This is a genomic window from Streptomyces sp. NBC_00459 (genome assembly GCF_036013955.1).
Classification (GTDB): Bacteria; Actinomycetota; Actinomycetes; order Streptomycetales; family Streptomycetaceae; genus Streptomyces.
Map to the genome: position 1 here is coordinate 4,433,151 of NZ_CP107903.1, position 14,717 is coordinate 4,447,867.

At 70.6% G+C, this 14,717-nt stretch carries 9 protein-coding genes; 4 read left to right on the forward strand and 5 right to left on the reverse strand.

Annotated elements, in window-relative coordinates:
* The first annotated feature begins 67 nt into the window (after positions 1-67).
* On the forward strand, positions 68-976 hold the full coding sequence (locus tag OHN74_RS19400; protein ID WP_327695818.1) for an ABC transporter ATP-binding protein: 909 nt from the start codon (positions 68-70) through the stop codon (positions 974-976).
* On the forward strand, positions 973-2,586 hold the full coding sequence (locus tag OHN74_RS19405; protein ID WP_443060412.1) for an ABC transporter permease: 1,614 nt from the start codon (positions 973-975) through the stop codon (positions 2,584-2,586). Before OHN74_RS19400 ends, OHN74_RS19405 begins: the two co-directional genes overlap by 4 nt.
* Positions 2,587-2,717: 131 nt before the next feature.
* Here OHN74_RS19405 and OHN74_RS19410 read toward each other — a convergent pair whose 3' ends face one another.
* Entirely contained in the window at positions 2,718-2,942 is a 225-nt protein-coding gene (locus OHN74_RS19410; protein WP_319092837.1) for a hypothetical protein, read from the reverse strand.
* A 4-nt stretch (positions 2,943-2,946) separates the two neighbouring features.
* Positions 2,947-9,285, reverse strand: coding sequence for a DNRLRE domain-containing protein (locus OHN74_RS19415; protein WP_327695819.1), 6,339 nt, complete (start codon positions 9,283-9,285; stop codon positions 2,947-2,949).
* 491 nt (positions 9,286-9,776) lie between these two features.
* Between OHN74_RS19415 and OHN74_RS19420 the strand changes: the two genes are divergently transcribed.
* Positions 9,777-10,037, forward strand: coding sequence for a hypothetical protein (locus tag OHN74_RS19420; protein WP_327695820.1), 261 nt, complete (start codon positions 9,777-9,779; stop codon positions 10,035-10,037).
* Positions 10,038-10,068: 31 nt separating this feature from the next.
* Here OHN74_RS19420 and OHN74_RS19425 read toward each other — a convergent pair whose 3' ends face one another.
* Complete coding sequence (locus tag OHN74_RS19425) at positions 10,069-11,286, reverse strand: cytochrome P450 (RefSeq protein WP_327695821.1); 1,218 nt, start codon at positions 11,284-11,286, stop codon at positions 10,069-10,071.
* A gap of 166 nt (positions 11,287-11,452) precedes the next feature.
* Between OHN74_RS19425 and OHN74_RS19430 the strand changes: the two genes are divergently transcribed.
* Positions 11,453-12,604, forward strand: coding sequence for a lipid II:glycine glycyltransferase FemX (locus OHN74_RS19430; RefSeq protein ID WP_327695822.1), 1,152 nt, complete (start codon positions 11,453-11,455; stop codon positions 12,602-12,604).
* Between the two features lie 43 nt (positions 12,605-12,647).
* Here the strand turns inward: OHN74_RS19430 and OHN74_RS19435 are convergent, their stop codons facing one another.
* Together OHN74_RS19435 and OHN74_RS19440 are read right to left on the reverse strand one after the other, a co-directional pair.
* Positions 12,648-13,322: a response regulator transcription factor gene (locus tag OHN74_RS19435; RefSeq protein ID WP_327695823.1), complete on the reverse strand. Its 675-nt coding sequence runs from the start codon at positions 13,320-13,322 to the stop codon at positions 12,648-12,650.
* A complete protein-coding gene (locus tag OHN74_RS19440) occupies positions 13,319-14,695 on the reverse strand; it encodes a sensor histidine kinase (RefSeq protein WP_327695824.1) in 1,377 nt (458 codons plus the stop codon). The genes OHN74_RS19435 and OHN74_RS19440 overlap by 4 nt, the downstream gene beginning before the upstream one ends.
* Between the last annotated feature and the right edge of the window lie 22 nt (positions 14,696-14,717).

Below are 14,717 nucleotides of genomic sequence, written 5' to 3' on the forward strand. Positions count from 1 at the left end.
AGTGTAACCGTCATTCATACACTTCCTTAACTTCACAAATTTCTGAAGTAAGCGTACGTTCGGAAACATGACGAAGGCCAGCCCCGCCATCGAGGTATCCGGACTCCACAAGTCGTTCGGCAGGACGCACGCCCTGGACGGTCTCGACCTGACCGTGGAGACCGGCGAGGTGCACGGCTTCCTCGGCCCCAACGGCTCCGGAAAGTCCACCACCATCCGGGTCCTGCTCGGCCTGCTGCGCCCCGACTCGGGCACCGCGCGGATCCTGGGCCGGCACCCGTGGGCGGACGCGGTGGAGGTGCACCGCCGGATCGCGTACGTCCCCGGCGACGTCACCCTGTGGCGCAACCTCTCCGGCGGCGAGGTCATCGACCTGTACGGCAGGCTGCGCGGCGGCGGACTCGACAAGGGGCGCCGGGCGGAGCTCATCGACCGGTTCGAGCTGGACCCGACCAAGAAGGGCCGCACGTACTCGAAGGGCAACCGCCAGAAGGTGGCGCTGGTGGCGGCGTTCGCGTCGGACGTCGACCTGCTCATCCTCGACGAACCGACCTCGGGACTCGACCCGTTGATGGAGGAGGTCTTCCAGGCCTGCGTGGAGGAGGCACGGGACAGGGGTCGTACGGTCCTGCTCTCCTCCCACATCCTCAGCGAGGTCGAGGAGTTGTGCGACCGGGTCAGCATCATCCGCAAGGGCCGGACCGTGGAGAGCGGCTCGCTCGCCGACCTGCGCCACCTCACCCGGACGAGCATCACGGCGGAACTGGCGGGCGCGCCGAACGGGTTGGCGGGGCTCCCCGGTGTCCACGACCTCGACGTACAGGGGCAGCGAGTGCGACTACAGGTGGAGACCGACAAGTTGGACGCGGTGCTGCGCTCGCTCACGGAGTCGGGCGTACGGGCCCTGAGGTCGACGCCACCGACACTGGAGGAGTTGTTCCTGCGCCACTACCAGGACGAAGTGGTGACCCGTTGACCGCCATCACGTCGGCCCTGACCGGCCGGAGGACCGGCGGTGCACGTCAACTCGCCGGTACCGCAACCCTGTTGACGTTCAACCTGCGGCGCGACCGGGTGATGATCCCGGTGTGGGTCGCGGTGACGGCCCTGATGGTCCTCTCCCTCCCGGGCTCCCTGGAGAGCGTCTACTCCACCCCCGCCGAACGCGCGGACATCGCCCGCCAGATGCTCGCCAACAGCTCACTGCGGGCCACGTACGGCCCGGTGTTCAGCGACTCCATCGGCGGCCTCACCGCCTGGCGCATCGGCGGCTACGCGGCGATCCTCGCCGGCATCATGAGCCTGCTCGTCGTCGTACGGCACACCCGTGACGAGGAGGAGAGCGGACGCCAGGAACTGATCTCGTCGGCGATGGTCGGCCGCCGGGCCCCGCTGACGGCGGCCCTGCTCACCGCCCTGGTCGCCGACGCCGTCCTCGCGCTGCTGATCGCGGGCGGCCTGGCCGGCCGGGGTGCGTCGGGGGCACTGGCACTGGGCCTGGGCATCGCAGGCGTGGGAGCGGTGTTCGCCACCCTCGCGGCGATCGTCGCGCAGTTCACGGAGAGTGCGCGGCTGGCGAAGGGCCTGACGGGCGGCCTGCTCGGCGTGGCGTTCGTGCTGCGCGCGGCGGGCGACTCCGCGACGAACGACGCCTCGTCACCGCTGACCTGGGTCTCACCGATCGGCTGGCTGGAGAACGTACGGCCCTTCGCGGACGAACGCTGGTGGGTGCTGGGCCTGTTCGTGGCCGCGACCGCGCTACAGGGCTGGCTGGCCTACGAGTTGGCGGGCCGCCGGGACGTCGGCATGAGCTTCTTCCCGACCCGGCCGGGACCGGCGACGGGCCGCCTGGGCACGGCGGGCGCGCTGGCCTGGCGGCTGCAACGGGGCGCCGTCCTCGGCTGGAGCATCGGCTTCCTCACGGCCGGGGTCGCCTTCGGCGGGCTGACGAAGGGCGCGGCGGACCTGGTCGGCGACAACGCCAGAACCCGGGAGATCATCGAGCGGATGGGCGGCCAGTCGGGCATCGAGGACGCGTTCCTCGCCACGATGGCCGGCATGTTCGGCATGCTGGCGGCGCTGTACATCGTCTCGTCGGTACTCCGGCCGCACACGGAGGAGACCTCCCAGCGGGCCGAGCCGATCCTCGCCAACGCGGTGGGACGGCTGCGCTGGGCCGGCGGCCACCTGGCGATCGCCTTCGGCGGCGCGGTACTGATCCTGCTCCTGAGCGGCCTCGGCCTGGCACTCGGCTACGGGGAGGGAGCGGGCCCGATCCTCGCGGCGAGCCTGGCGCAGGTCCCGGCGGTGTGGGTGGTCGGCGGACTGGCGGTACTGCTGTACGGGGTCTGGCCCCAACTGGCCTTCGCGGCCTGGGGAGTTGCCGGGTTCGTCCTGCTGGTCGGGTGGATCGGACCGGCGCTGGACGTACCGCAGGGGGTGCTGGACCTGTCACCGTTCGGGCATCTGCCGAAGCTGCCGGGCGGGGAAATGAGCTGGACGCCGGTGCTGGTGCTCACGGGGGTTGCGGTGGGGCTGGTGGGGGCGGGGGCGGCCGGTCTGCGGCGCCGCGACCTGTCGGCCTAGTTCACCCGTCCGCCCGGCTTCCCGTGGGACGACCGCGGACGAAGCGGCCAGAGAGGCCGATCACCGCGTGCCCCGGCCGGGGTACGCGGTGATCGGCCTCTCTGACGACAGGGCTGTCGAGCTGTCAGGGATCAGCGTTCCCCGGCTTCCCTTCGTCTCATCCGGGTTCTGATGTAGGCGGCGACCGCGACGACGACGAGCACCATGGCCGCGTCCTCGGCCAGCGTCCAGAGCGCGTCAGCGACGGAGTGACCGAAGCCGACCGCGGTCAGGAAGTGCGCGAGGGCGATGGCGAGGAGCATGAGGGCGAATCGCGACAGCGAGAACCCGCGCTTCTTCTTCTCTTCGTTTTCCATGGTCCTAACCCAGCCTTGATTTGATGACGTTGGTGATTCTGGTCACCAGCCCCGTGAGGTGAAGGTGGAGGCCGACCTTGGCGGCAACCTTGTTCTCGACCTTCTCCGCGGCCCTGGCGATGAACGACCTCGCCTTGCGCAGGAACGTCTTTCCGGTACTGGTTTTCAGGAACCTCATGGTCGCGCCCCCGAGGACTCCGCCGGCGAAGGCGGCGATGACGAAGTTACTGATCGCCTCACCCCAGGAGAAGCCGCCGTCCCAGCGTGTTTCCACGTAGTACGACACCGCCGACGACAGGCCGGTGACCATCGCGCTGCACAGGGCGAAGGCCACGGTGGCCACGGCCCCGCAGAAGACCTCGCCGACCGCCTCGATGCCGTATTCGGTGGCCCACACGGCCGCCTTGCACAGACTCTTCTTGACCGGGTGCTTCCAGGAGGGGCACTGGCCGTTCAGGTCCTGGCAGTTGACCGGGTCGCCGTTGCAGTAGTCGTACGAGGTGGCGCTGCCACCCGTGACCGGGTCGGTCTGGAGGAAACGGCCCGTCGTGGGGTTGTAGAGGCGCAGGCCCATCAGGGTCAGGCCGGTGGGAGTGTCGCTGGCCCGTCGGGAGCTGCCCTGCCAGCCGTAGCGGATCGCCGCGGTGGTGTTCCCGTACTCGTCGTAGGAGTAGGCCGTCGCCGTGGTCGTCGCCGTGGCCAGGGTGACCGCTGTGTCACCGTGCAGGTCCGCCAGTTGGAGGGTGACCGCTCCCGTCGCGGACGTCGTCGCGCCCAGGGCGCCACCCACGTCCGGGACCGAGCGGGTGACCGTGCCGGAGGAGTCGGCGGTCCAGGTCGGGCTGTCGGTGTCGTCGGCGTAGTGGTTGGTCGCCGTCGTACCGCTCGTCCAGGTGGTGCCGCCGTCCGTGCTGGTGGCGTTGGCGGTGACCGCCTGCCGGTGCGCCGCGTCCAGGGCCCAGGTCTGCTTGGCAGTGCCGGTCGCCTCGCTGCGGGCCAGGTCGTCGGTGTAGTAGGTGAGTGTCGCGTCGGGGGTGGTCAGGGTGCGGCCGTACGCGTCGTACGTGTAGCCGGTGTCCGTGACGCGGTCCGCGCTGTCGTAGGTGTGGGTCGCGGTCGTGGTCGTCGTGGTGGTCGTGTCGGCGCAGTCCGCCGTGCTTGTGTCCGTCGTCAGCTTCGTACGGTCCCAGCTGGTGGCCGACGCGAAGGTATAGGCACGGGTGGTGCAGGTCGCACCGGTGTCGTCCTGCGCCTCGGTCAGGCGGCCCGCCCCGTCGTAGGTGTAGGCGGTGCTGGTGGACGCGCCGTTGTTCTCGGCGTGGCCGGACTCCATGCCCAGGATCGTGTAGTCGGCCTGGTCGTCGAGGACGGTGGTGCCGGCCGAGTCGGTGTAGGTGCGGCCGGTCGGGGAGCCGATGGTGTCGTAGGTCTGGGTCAGGGTGTAGCCGCCGGGCAGGGTCTCGGCGGTCAGGTCGCCGTCGGCGTCGTAGGCGGTGGCCGTGAAGGTGCCCGCCGCCGAGTCGGTGACCTTCGCCGGGTAGCCCGTCGTGCTGTCGTAGGTGTACGTCGTGGTGGACGGCACGGAGTCGGTGACGGTCACCGGGCGGTTCAGGCTGTCGTACGCCGTCGTCGTGGTGTTGCCGGAGCCGTCGGCGTAGGAGATCTGGCGGCCGAGGCTGTCGTAGGCGTGGGTGATCGTCTGGGAGTTGGCGGTCTGGGTGGCGAGCAGACCGGTGGACGGGTCGTAGGCGTACGTGGTGTCGGGGGTGCCGGTGCCCTGGCCGCCGCTGATGACCTTCTTCGTGACGCGGCCGGCCGCGTCACGGCTGAAGGTGGTGGTGCGGGTCGAGCCGTTCGCGGTCTCCGTGAGGGTGTCGGGCTCGCCGAGTCGGTCGTACGTGTAGGCCTTGGTGACCAGCTCCGACGGGTTGGAGCCGCCGCCGGTGACGGCCGCGCCCGGGGCGACACGACAGGTGAGGCCGGCCCACTCGGGGCGGCCCTGGCAGGTGCCGGAGCCGGTCGCGGACCAGTAGGTGGTGACCGTCCGTGTGGTGGCGTTCTTGTCAGCGCCCGTGCTGGTGAGCAGGTTGCCGTCGCTGTCGTAGGTGTAGGCGGTGGTCAGGGCGAGTCCGGACGGGTCCGTGACACCGGTCAGTGGCAGGCCTGTCGTCCAGTCGTAGGTGCTGGTGTCCTTGGTCGTGTCGCCGTCGGCCGGGTAACCGGTGACGGCCGCGCCCACGGTGGTCGACGTCAGCAGGCCGGAGACGGTGGCGCCGCTCGGGCGGCCCTCGTCGTAGGCGTACGCCGTGTGCGCACGGGCCGGCACCTCGGTTCCTGCGGCCAGGTCGGCGTCGCTGGTACCGCCGGGCAGGGTGTGCTGGAGCGTGACGGTGTGCAGGGGGTCGTAGACGTCCGAGAGCAGCGTGGCGCCGCCGGTGCCGGTCGTGTACTGGGAGACGGTGGACAGCAGGTCGGCAGCCTGGGCGGGGCTGCCGGCCCCCGCGATCGCACCCGCGAGGATCGGGTCCCGGCTGGTGGTCGAGCCGAGGGCCAACTCCCGGTTTCCGGCGGTCAGTTCACGGGTGACGTCGCCGTCGCTGTCGTACTCCGTGGTCGCGAGATGTCCGCCCGGCACCGCGGTGTTGACCTCGCGGCCGTTGGCGTCGAGGTAGGAGATCGCCGCCGTGGTGTAGGCGCCGGAGCCGAGCGTGCTGCCGTCGTGCGAGGACGGCGTGGTGGCGGAGGCGGGGAAGACCGCCGCGCCGTAGACGGGGTTGTCGTGCTGGCCCCAGGTGGCGGTGGTGGCCGGGGCGAGCTGGTTCGGCGCGGACGTTCCGGAGACCGGGACGTCGTAGACGACGCTGGTGGTGGCGGTGCCGTCGGTGACGGAGGCGCTGCCCGCCTTCAGGGTCGGGCGGGACGCGGTCAGCAGCATGCCGTCGCCCGCGTCGCCGTTGGTGCCGACCTTGTCGTAGGTGAACGTCCAGGGCAGCTCGCCCGGATCGGTCTCAGTGGCCACGCGGCCCGCGCTGTCGTAGGTGTACGCCGTCTTCAGCGGGGTGCTCAGGCGTGGGTCCCAGGCCTCACGGAGGCGGCCCGAGGTGTCGTACGCGTACTGGGCGACGGGGGTCGCGGTCGCGGCCGAACCGCCGGGGGCCGTTGCCCACAGCTTGATCTGGCTGACCTGGCCCGCATAGTCACCGAGCGCCGAGGACGTCGCCGTGGTGCCGGAGGCGTAGACGAACTCCAGGACACGGCAGTCGGCCGTGGACGGGGCGGACGCACAGGTCGTGGCGGACACCGCGCTGGTGGGCGCGATGACGTACTGCGGCTCGGCGAGCACCTCGCCGTCGGCGAGATGGACCGCGCGGGACGCCACGGTCGTGGTGTTCGCGCCGGAGTTGCTCACGGCGTACGAGGTGGCCGCCTGCCAGGTGGGCGCGGTGCCCGCCACCTTGCTGAAGGTGGTGACGCTGCCTCCGGTGTCCTTCAGCGTGTAGGTGTCGCCGGCGAGGGTCAGGGTGAGGTTCTCGGCGCCCGGCTCGGGGGTCCAGGCACCGGACGAGGACAAGGTGAAGCCGGTCTGGCCGCCGGTGGCGTCCATGACGGCGACCGAGGTGGTCGACGTCGGCCGCACATACGTCCAGTCGGACGTCGACGCGGTGATCCCCGACGTCCAGTTGGGGCCGAAGACGGCGACCTGGCCGCTCTGGCCCGCCCCCGCCAGCGGATCGCGGGAGGAGAAGGTACGGGTGATCGCCGCGCCGAACGCGCCGACGTCCGTCGCGTCGAGGCCGAAGTCGCCGGTGAGCAGGTTGACGGAGCCCGGACCGACCGCGCTGCTGGGCGCGTTGTCGGCCTTGCGGTCGATGGTGACCGTGGCCGGGTCGGTGCCGTAGGTGTTCGTGCCGTCCGTGAACAGCGCCCGCACCTGCACCGGGCCGTCGTCGGAGAGCTGGCTCGTCGCCGCCCAGGTGAGGTCGGCGGGGTTGGCGGAGGAGGCGAAGGAGACCGGCCAGGAGGACACGGCCGATCCGTCCTTGGTCACGTCGGCGACGGGGATGGGCTGCCAGCCGACACTGTCACCGATCCGGAACTGGTACGTCACCCCGGTGAAGGCCCCGGACTGCGTGGCCGACAGGGTCACGTCGTCGTCCGTGGTGTCACCGGTGACGGGGGTGACGAGACCGGCCCTGCCCACACCGAACGCGTAGGAGGTGGTGGAGGTGGAGACGTTGCCGCCCGAGTCGATCGTCCGGGCGTACAGGGTGTGCCAGCCGTTGGCCGGGGTGATGTGGACGGTCAGCGGGTCCCCGCCGTTGCCGTCGGCCGTGTCGAACACCTTGTTGGGGACAGCCGAGTCGTCCAGTCCCCACGCGTAGCCCTGCCCGTCGCTGGAGGAGGTGTCGAGCGTGCAGGTGGCGCCGCTGTCGGACTTGTCCGTCCAGACACCGGAGGGGTACGCGTCGCAGGAGACGGTGGGTACGGCGGGCTTGGCGACGTTCGGCACGAAGTACACGTACGACGACCAGGAACCGTAGTCCGTGCCGTCGTAGCCGCGCACCCTCAACCGCAGGTGGGCGGCGGCCAGTTGACTCGCGCTCGGAATGGTCAGCGTGGCCGTGCCGCCGGACGACACGGAGGACGAGGTGGCGGTGTACGAGTAGGTGGTGTCGGCGTAGGCCGGGTCGTTGGTGATCTCGAACTGCGCCTTGACCGTGGAGCCGTCGGCGTCCGAGACCTTCGCGGACAGGGTCGGCGTGTAGGTCGTCACGTACCGCTTGCCGCTGTACGCGTTGACGGCGGACGGCGACACGGCAGCCGAAGTCGGCTTCGTCGGGTACGAGTTGTAGGTCACGACCAGTTGGGGGGCGTACCCGGAGGTGGTGTAGTTCGCCGACCGGAAGCGGCGCCAGGTCGTCGGGTCGGTCTCGTCGGCGCTGCGCAGCTGGACTCCGTAGTTGGCGGAGCCGTCCGCCCAGGCCTGCACGATGGGCTGCATGTTCCAGCTCGACCACGCCGCCGGGCAGGAGGAGGAGTACCCCCAGTGGCCGGTGTTGGTCGCCACGCCCGTCGTGGTCGTGGTCGGCTGTGCGGACCAGGTGACCGAGGACGAGGACCAGGAGGACGTGATCCGGCGGGCCTGCGTCGCGGCGCCGGACGTCGAACACGTCGACGAGTAGTAGTTGTAGAGCTTCATCGTCGCCGACGTGATGTCCGTCCCGGCGAACTTCGACACATCGAACTTCAGATAGGCGCGGGCGACATCACTGCCGCTGTCGTACGTGCCCGACTTGAGCTCCTGCGACGAGACCTGGGAGTCCGTGTAGTCCGGCGTCTGCACCCAGGTGTCGGTCGTCACCGCGAGCGTGGTGGTCGGGTCGACGGTGACGGGGTAGGTCGCCGTGTCGAGGAAGTGGGCGTCAGGGGTCAGGACGAGCGTCTGCGTGCCGTCGTCGGCCGTCTCGACCTTCGTCGTGACCTGCTCCTGGTGCGCGGACTCGCCCGAGGCGGGGTCCTTGGAGGAGTCCCACATCATCGGGGCGGGGGCCTCGGCCACCAGTTTGCCGCCGGAGTCCTTCAGCAGCAGATGTCCCGAGCCGGCCTGGGCCAGCGTCAGGCCCTTGAGGTGCAGCGGGATCCGGTAGCTGACCGACCTGTCGGACGGCCGGCTGCCCAGCGTGACGTTCTCCGAGAAGCCCTGCGCCAGGGCGGTCGCTGTCAGGGTCTGACCTTCGCCCAGGTCGTACGAGGCGGTCGCGTCCTTCACGGTGGGGGTGGGGAGCTTGTCCGTCCAGCCGACGCCGAAGGATCTGCCACCTTTGGTGACCGAGGCGAGGTCGGTGTCCCCACCGTCCGACACCGCGATGTCCGCGGCGGCCACCTGCGGCTCCAGATCGGCTCCGGTGTCGGCGAGGCTGGTGTCGATGTCGTGCCAGGCGCCGTCCTCCTGCACACGGATCGGGCCCGCGTAGGCCTCGGTCCGCATGCTGCCGTCCGGCAGCGCGTACGTCGTCGAGTCGGTCGTACGTTCCGACAGGACCTCGATCTTCCGGTTCTGCAGCCGCGCCGTCAGCTGGGCCGAGGTGGCGTCCTTCGCCTCTGCCGCGCCGTACCGCGCCTTGGCCGGCCGGTCGGCCGCGGCGGACGCGGACGTCGCGGCGCCGGCCTTCGCGGTCCCGCTGCCCGGCAGGGCCACGGCCGTGCCGCTGCCCGAGAGCGTCAACGCCGCCTCGGCGACCAGTGCGGCGGCGGCCAGGATGCCTATCGCACGTCTGCTGGAACCGGGTCTCGCGAATCCGCCCCATCTGCTGGGTCTGCCGGATCGTGACTTGCTGCGCACGGATGTCCCCCGCGATCTCTCTGCCGATGATGCTTGTGCCGTACCCGACGCATGCGACGCGCCAGGAGCAGGAGATCTTTACATCGCCCTCACAACGGACCTGGGCGGTGACTGTGCGCATCTTCAAGTTCAGGTATCGACATCGAAAAGAAGCCGCCTAGGGATACGGGACTGAAAACGTTTCAGGCATCCAACAAAACCTGACATTCACTGACATCTAAGCCACTACCACCTCGCCAACCAGGGCGTTTCGCCCTAGCTCCAACGGCTCATTCTTGATCGACGCTTTACGGAAATTGGTCTTAAGCAGGCAAGAAATGGACAGCTGGTTTCCAGACATAAAATCTCACACAGCGTCAGAACCGGACGGGTTCGGCCCACATGGATCGAGCAAATCGATCTGAGCTACGGCAACTTGGGCACGGCGCCCCGATGGGCCGGGCGGGCCGGGCGCGGAACCCGCTGCCCCCGCGGGCGCGTCCCTCGCAGACATGGGACAACGCGCACAGGCCTCCGCGGGATGTCTGACCGTCACCCTCGGGGTGTGCGCCGGGCTCACTGTGTGGGTCGTCCGGGCGCAGGGGCGGGTCCGGCGCTTCGAGCGGGGCCCCGACTGGAGTGTCTTCTACGCCGAGTTGCCGTTGCTGTTCCTCGCCGGCATCGCCGCAGGCCTGGGCGGCTGGGCCGCCGTGCAGGGACTCGGGGCGCGGCGCAGGTCCCGACACCGGTCCCGACACCGGTCCCGGCTCTGAGGTCGGTTCTGGGATCGGTTCGACGGTCGGCTCAGACCTCGACCCTCAGCCCCTCCAGCCCCCTGATCACGAAGTTCGGCTTCCGCACCGGCTCCGCCGCCAACCCCAGCCCCGGCGCCCCCTCCAGCAGCGCCCCCATCGACGCCGCCAGCTCGATCCGCGCCAGCGGAGCCCCGATGCAGTAGTGGATGCCCGCGCTGAACGAGATGTGCGGGTTCTCCGTCCGCGTCAGGTCCAGGCGGCCCGGGTCGGCGAAGACGGCCGGGTCGTGGTTGGCCGCGCCGAAGAGGAGCGCCACCTCGCTCCCCCGCGGGATCACCGTCCCGTCGATCTCGATGTCGTCCAGTACCCAGCGTTCGAAGAGCTGGAGCGGGGTGTCGTAGCGCATCAGCTCCTCCACGGCGGAGGGGATCAGGGAGGGGTCCGCGCGCAGCGCCGACAACTGGCCGGGGTTGCGGAACAGCGCCCACCAGCCGTTCACCGTCGCGTTGACCGTCGCCTCGTGGCCCGCGTTGAGCAGGAGCACGCACGTCGAGATCATTTCCTGTTCCGTCAGGCGGTCGCCCTCGTCGTACGCGGCGATCAGGCCCGAGATCAGGTCCTCGCCTGGCTCCTTGCGACGGGTCGCGATCAGGTCGGTCAGGTACTGCGTGAACTCCTCCGACGCGCGTACCGCCTTCGCCGCCGTCTCCTCGGACGGGCTCAGCTCGTACATGCCGCAGATGTCCGCCGACCAGGGGCGCAGCGGGGCCCGGTCGCTCTCCGGGATGCCCAGCATCTCCGCGATCACCGCGACCGGCAGCGGCTCCGCCACGTCGGTGAGCAGGTCGCCGCCGCCCGACTTCACCAGGTCGGCGACCAGCTTCGCCGCCAGTTGCTCCACGTACGGCTTCAGGCCCTCCACCGTGCGCGGCGTGAACGCCTTCGACACCAGGCGGCGGATACGGGTGTGGTCCGGCGGCTCCAGGTCCAGCATGCCGTGGTCGTTGAGGGTGTGGAACGGCTCGTGCTCCGGCGGGGGTGCCGTGCGGCCGAAGTCCTCGTGGGTGAAGCGGTGCTGGTACGTCCGGCCCAGGCGGCGGTCGCGCAGCAGCGCCGAGACGTCCGCGTGGTGCGGGACCAGCCACTGGTTCGTGGGTTCGTAGTACACGACCCTGCCGCGGGCGCGAAGTTCCGCGTACGCGGGGTAGGGGTCCGCGACGAACGTCGGGTCCCACGGGTCGAAAGCCAGGTCGGAAGCAGCTGCCATGCACGGACGCTAGCCCGAGCCACCCTCATCTGACCAGGCATGTCTCACCGTACGGCAGGCCGCCGACAGGCGGAGTTCGTGTGGGCAGACTTCACTGCCGTGAACTATTGACCTGCCCGGTGATCCCGGGCTTACGGTGGCCGCCCCGAACAGGAGTACCCCACCCATGACCAGCTTGTACGTGCGGGAGATCACGCGCGAGGAGCATCTGGCCCACCTGCGGCGGTCTCCCGACGCGAGCCATCTCCAGATCCCCGAGTGGGGCGGCGTGAAGCCCGACTGGCTGCCGGAGAGCATCGGCTGGTTCGAGGGCGAGGCCACGAACCAGGAGGTGGGCGATGCGATGGTCGCGGCCGCGCTCGTCCTGTACCGGCCGCTGCCCGGCACGCGGCGCTACCTCGCGTACCTTCCCGACGGACCCGCGATCGACTGGCGGACCCCTCGGCTGGAGCGCTGGCTGGACCCGCTCGTCGCCCATCTGGAGCGGATCGGGGCGTTCTCGGTACGGATAGGGCCGCCCCTGGTCGTACGCCACTGGGACACGGCCACCGTGGCGGCGGGCCTCGCCGACCCCGGCGTACGGCATCTGCGCGAGCTGCCCACGGCCGGCATCGACGGCTACGCGCTCGACGCCGCGGAGCGGCTGCGACGGCTCGGATGGCGGCCGTGCGACGAGGACGACGGCAGCGGTTTCGGTCTCGGCCAGCCGCGCTACGGCTGCCACATCCCGCTGGCGGGCCGCTCGGAGGCCGACCTGCGCGCCGGCCTCGCCCCGCACTGGGAACAGGCCCTGCACACATCCGAGCTGGCGGACGTCCGGGTCTCCTGGGTGTCGGACGCCGACCTGCCCGAGTTCCACCGCCTGTACACCGCGACCGCCGCCCACGACGGCTTCAAGGCACGCCCGTTGGACTACTTCCGGCGCATGTGGCAGGCCCTGAACGCCGAGGACGACGACCGGCTCCGCCTCTACGTCGCCGAGTACGAGAGCGAGGTGCTCTCCGGTGCCCTCATGATCAACGTCGGTTCCCGGGCCTGGCACTCGTACCCCGCCTCCGGCCGTCGGGGGCGCCAACTCCGGCCCAGCAGCGCGCTGTTGTGGCGCATGCTGTGCGATGCGCGGGCGTCCGGCGTCGAGACGTACGACCTGCGCTCCATCACCCCGGCCCTCACCGAGGACCGCCTCCTCGGCCGGCTCCACTTCAAGACGGGAGCCGGCGGCCGGCCCGTGGAGTACCTCGGGGAGTGGGAACTACCGGTGGGCAGCCAGGGCAGGATGCTGCAACGGGCGTTGCGGGTCTACCTCGGCCGCAGATGACCCACACCGTCCCGCAACCCGCCATCGGCCAGCCCTCCGCCCCTCACCCCGGCGTCACCAGCCGCGCCTCGTAGGCGAACACCGCCGCCTGCGTACGGTCCCGCAGGCCCAGTTTCACCAGGATGCGGCTGACGTGCGTCTTGATCGTCGACTCGGCGACCACCAGCCGCCCCGCGATCTCGACGTTCGACAGACCCTGCGCGATGAGGACGAGCACCTCGGTCTCCCGGTCGGTCAGCTCGCCGTACGCCGACTGCGCACCCGCCATGAGCCGCGGCGCCTCGGAGAGCTTCGAGAACTCGGTGATCAGGCGCCGGGTGACCGAGGGGGCGAGCAGCGCCTCCCCGGCCGCCACCACCCGTACCCCCTCGGCCAGTTGACGTGCCGACGCGTCCTTCAGCAGAAACCCGGACGCCCCCGCCCGCAGCGCCTGGTACACGTACTCGTCGAGGTCGAACGTCGTCAGCACCAGCACCTTCGCCGTGGCGTCCGCCGCGACGATCTCCCGGGTCGCCTCGATACCGTTCAGTTCGGGCATCCGGATGTCCATCAGGACGACGTCCGGGGCAAGTTCACGCACCCGGTCCACCGCCTCCCGGCCGTTCACCGCCTCACCGACGACCTCGATGTCCGGCATCGCGTTCAGCAGCACCGAGAAGCCCTCGCGGACCATCATCTGGTCGTCCGCGATCAGTACGCGGATCGTACGGGCGCTCATGCCTCCCCCGCCCCGTTCTCGTCCGTGGCACTCGCGACCGGGAGGAAGACCGTGACCTCGTAGCCCCCGTCGGCCGCCGGGGCCGCCGTCATCTCGCCGCCGAGCATGGCGACCCGCTCGCGCATCCCCGTGAGGCCCTGGCCCGCACCCTGGGTCGGCGTCTGCTTCACGAACGACACCTCCCCCGCAGGGCCGTTGACTATCCGCAGCCCCAACCCGCCCAGCACATAACCGATCTCGACCCGTGCGCTCGCACCCGGCGCGTGCCGGAGCGTGTTGCTCAGCGCCTCCTGGACGATCCGGTAGGCCGACAGCTCGACGCCCTGCGGGAGTTCACGTACCGCACCCGTCACCACCTTCTCCACTCCCAGACCCGCCTCGCGCACATTGGCGAGCAGCCCGTCGAGATCGGCCAGGGTCGGCTGCGGAGCGTCGGGAGCCTCGTAGTCCTTCGCCCGTACGACGCCCAGGACCCGGCGCAGTTCGGTGAGCGCGGCCACCGCGTTCTCGCGGATCGTCGCGAAGGCCTTCGTCAGCTCCTCGGGCGGGTCCTCCACCCGGTAGGGCGCCGCCTCCGCCTGGATGGCGACGACCATCATGTGGTGCGCGACGACATCGTGCAGCTCACGCGCGATGGTCGTCCGCTCCTCCAGCAGGGTGCGCTGGGAACGCTCGTGCGCGGTCACCGTCTGCTGGGCGGTCACCTCCTCCTCGGCGGCCCGGCGCACCAGCAGCACGGTCACCACGAGCAGCGACAGCGCGGCGACGAAGAGGAAGGGGACGGCGTTGCTGTTGTAGTAGCGGTTGCCGAAGATGCCTTCGGCGGCCATGCCGTACGCCGCCGTCAGCGCCCACATCCAGGCGGCCGTACGCGGCCGGGTCCGGGCGGCCACGACCGTCAGCACCACCAGATGGGCGACGAAGCTCGCGGGCAGCCAGGGCCAGTCCCCGCTCCCGGCCTGGCCGATCACGGCGACGACCGGGATCGAGGCCAGGGAGAACCAGAAGGCCCCGACCGGCCGGACCAGCGTGAGCAGGATCGGCCCCGCCGAGAAGAGGGTCACGGCCAGCGCTTCGAACAGGTCCCCCCCGCTGTCGGCGAAGGAGACGAGCACGGCCAGCATCGCCGCCGCGCCCACCAGGGCGTGCCGTGTCCAGACCGCGTACGGGCGCAGCCGCCGGGGCAGCACCCGGGCGATCCGGCCGGGCTTGTTCCTCAGGGGCAGCGGGCGGTAGGCGAAGGGGTCGTCCAACAGGTCCGCGCGCAGCCCTGCCAGAGCGTCCATGGCCAGCCGGAACTCGGGGCTGCGCGACAGACCGTCGCCCGCCGGCCTCGGCTCGGGGTTCTTCTGCGTGTGGGTCGTCTCAGTCACATACAGCACGGTAGGCGCCGGA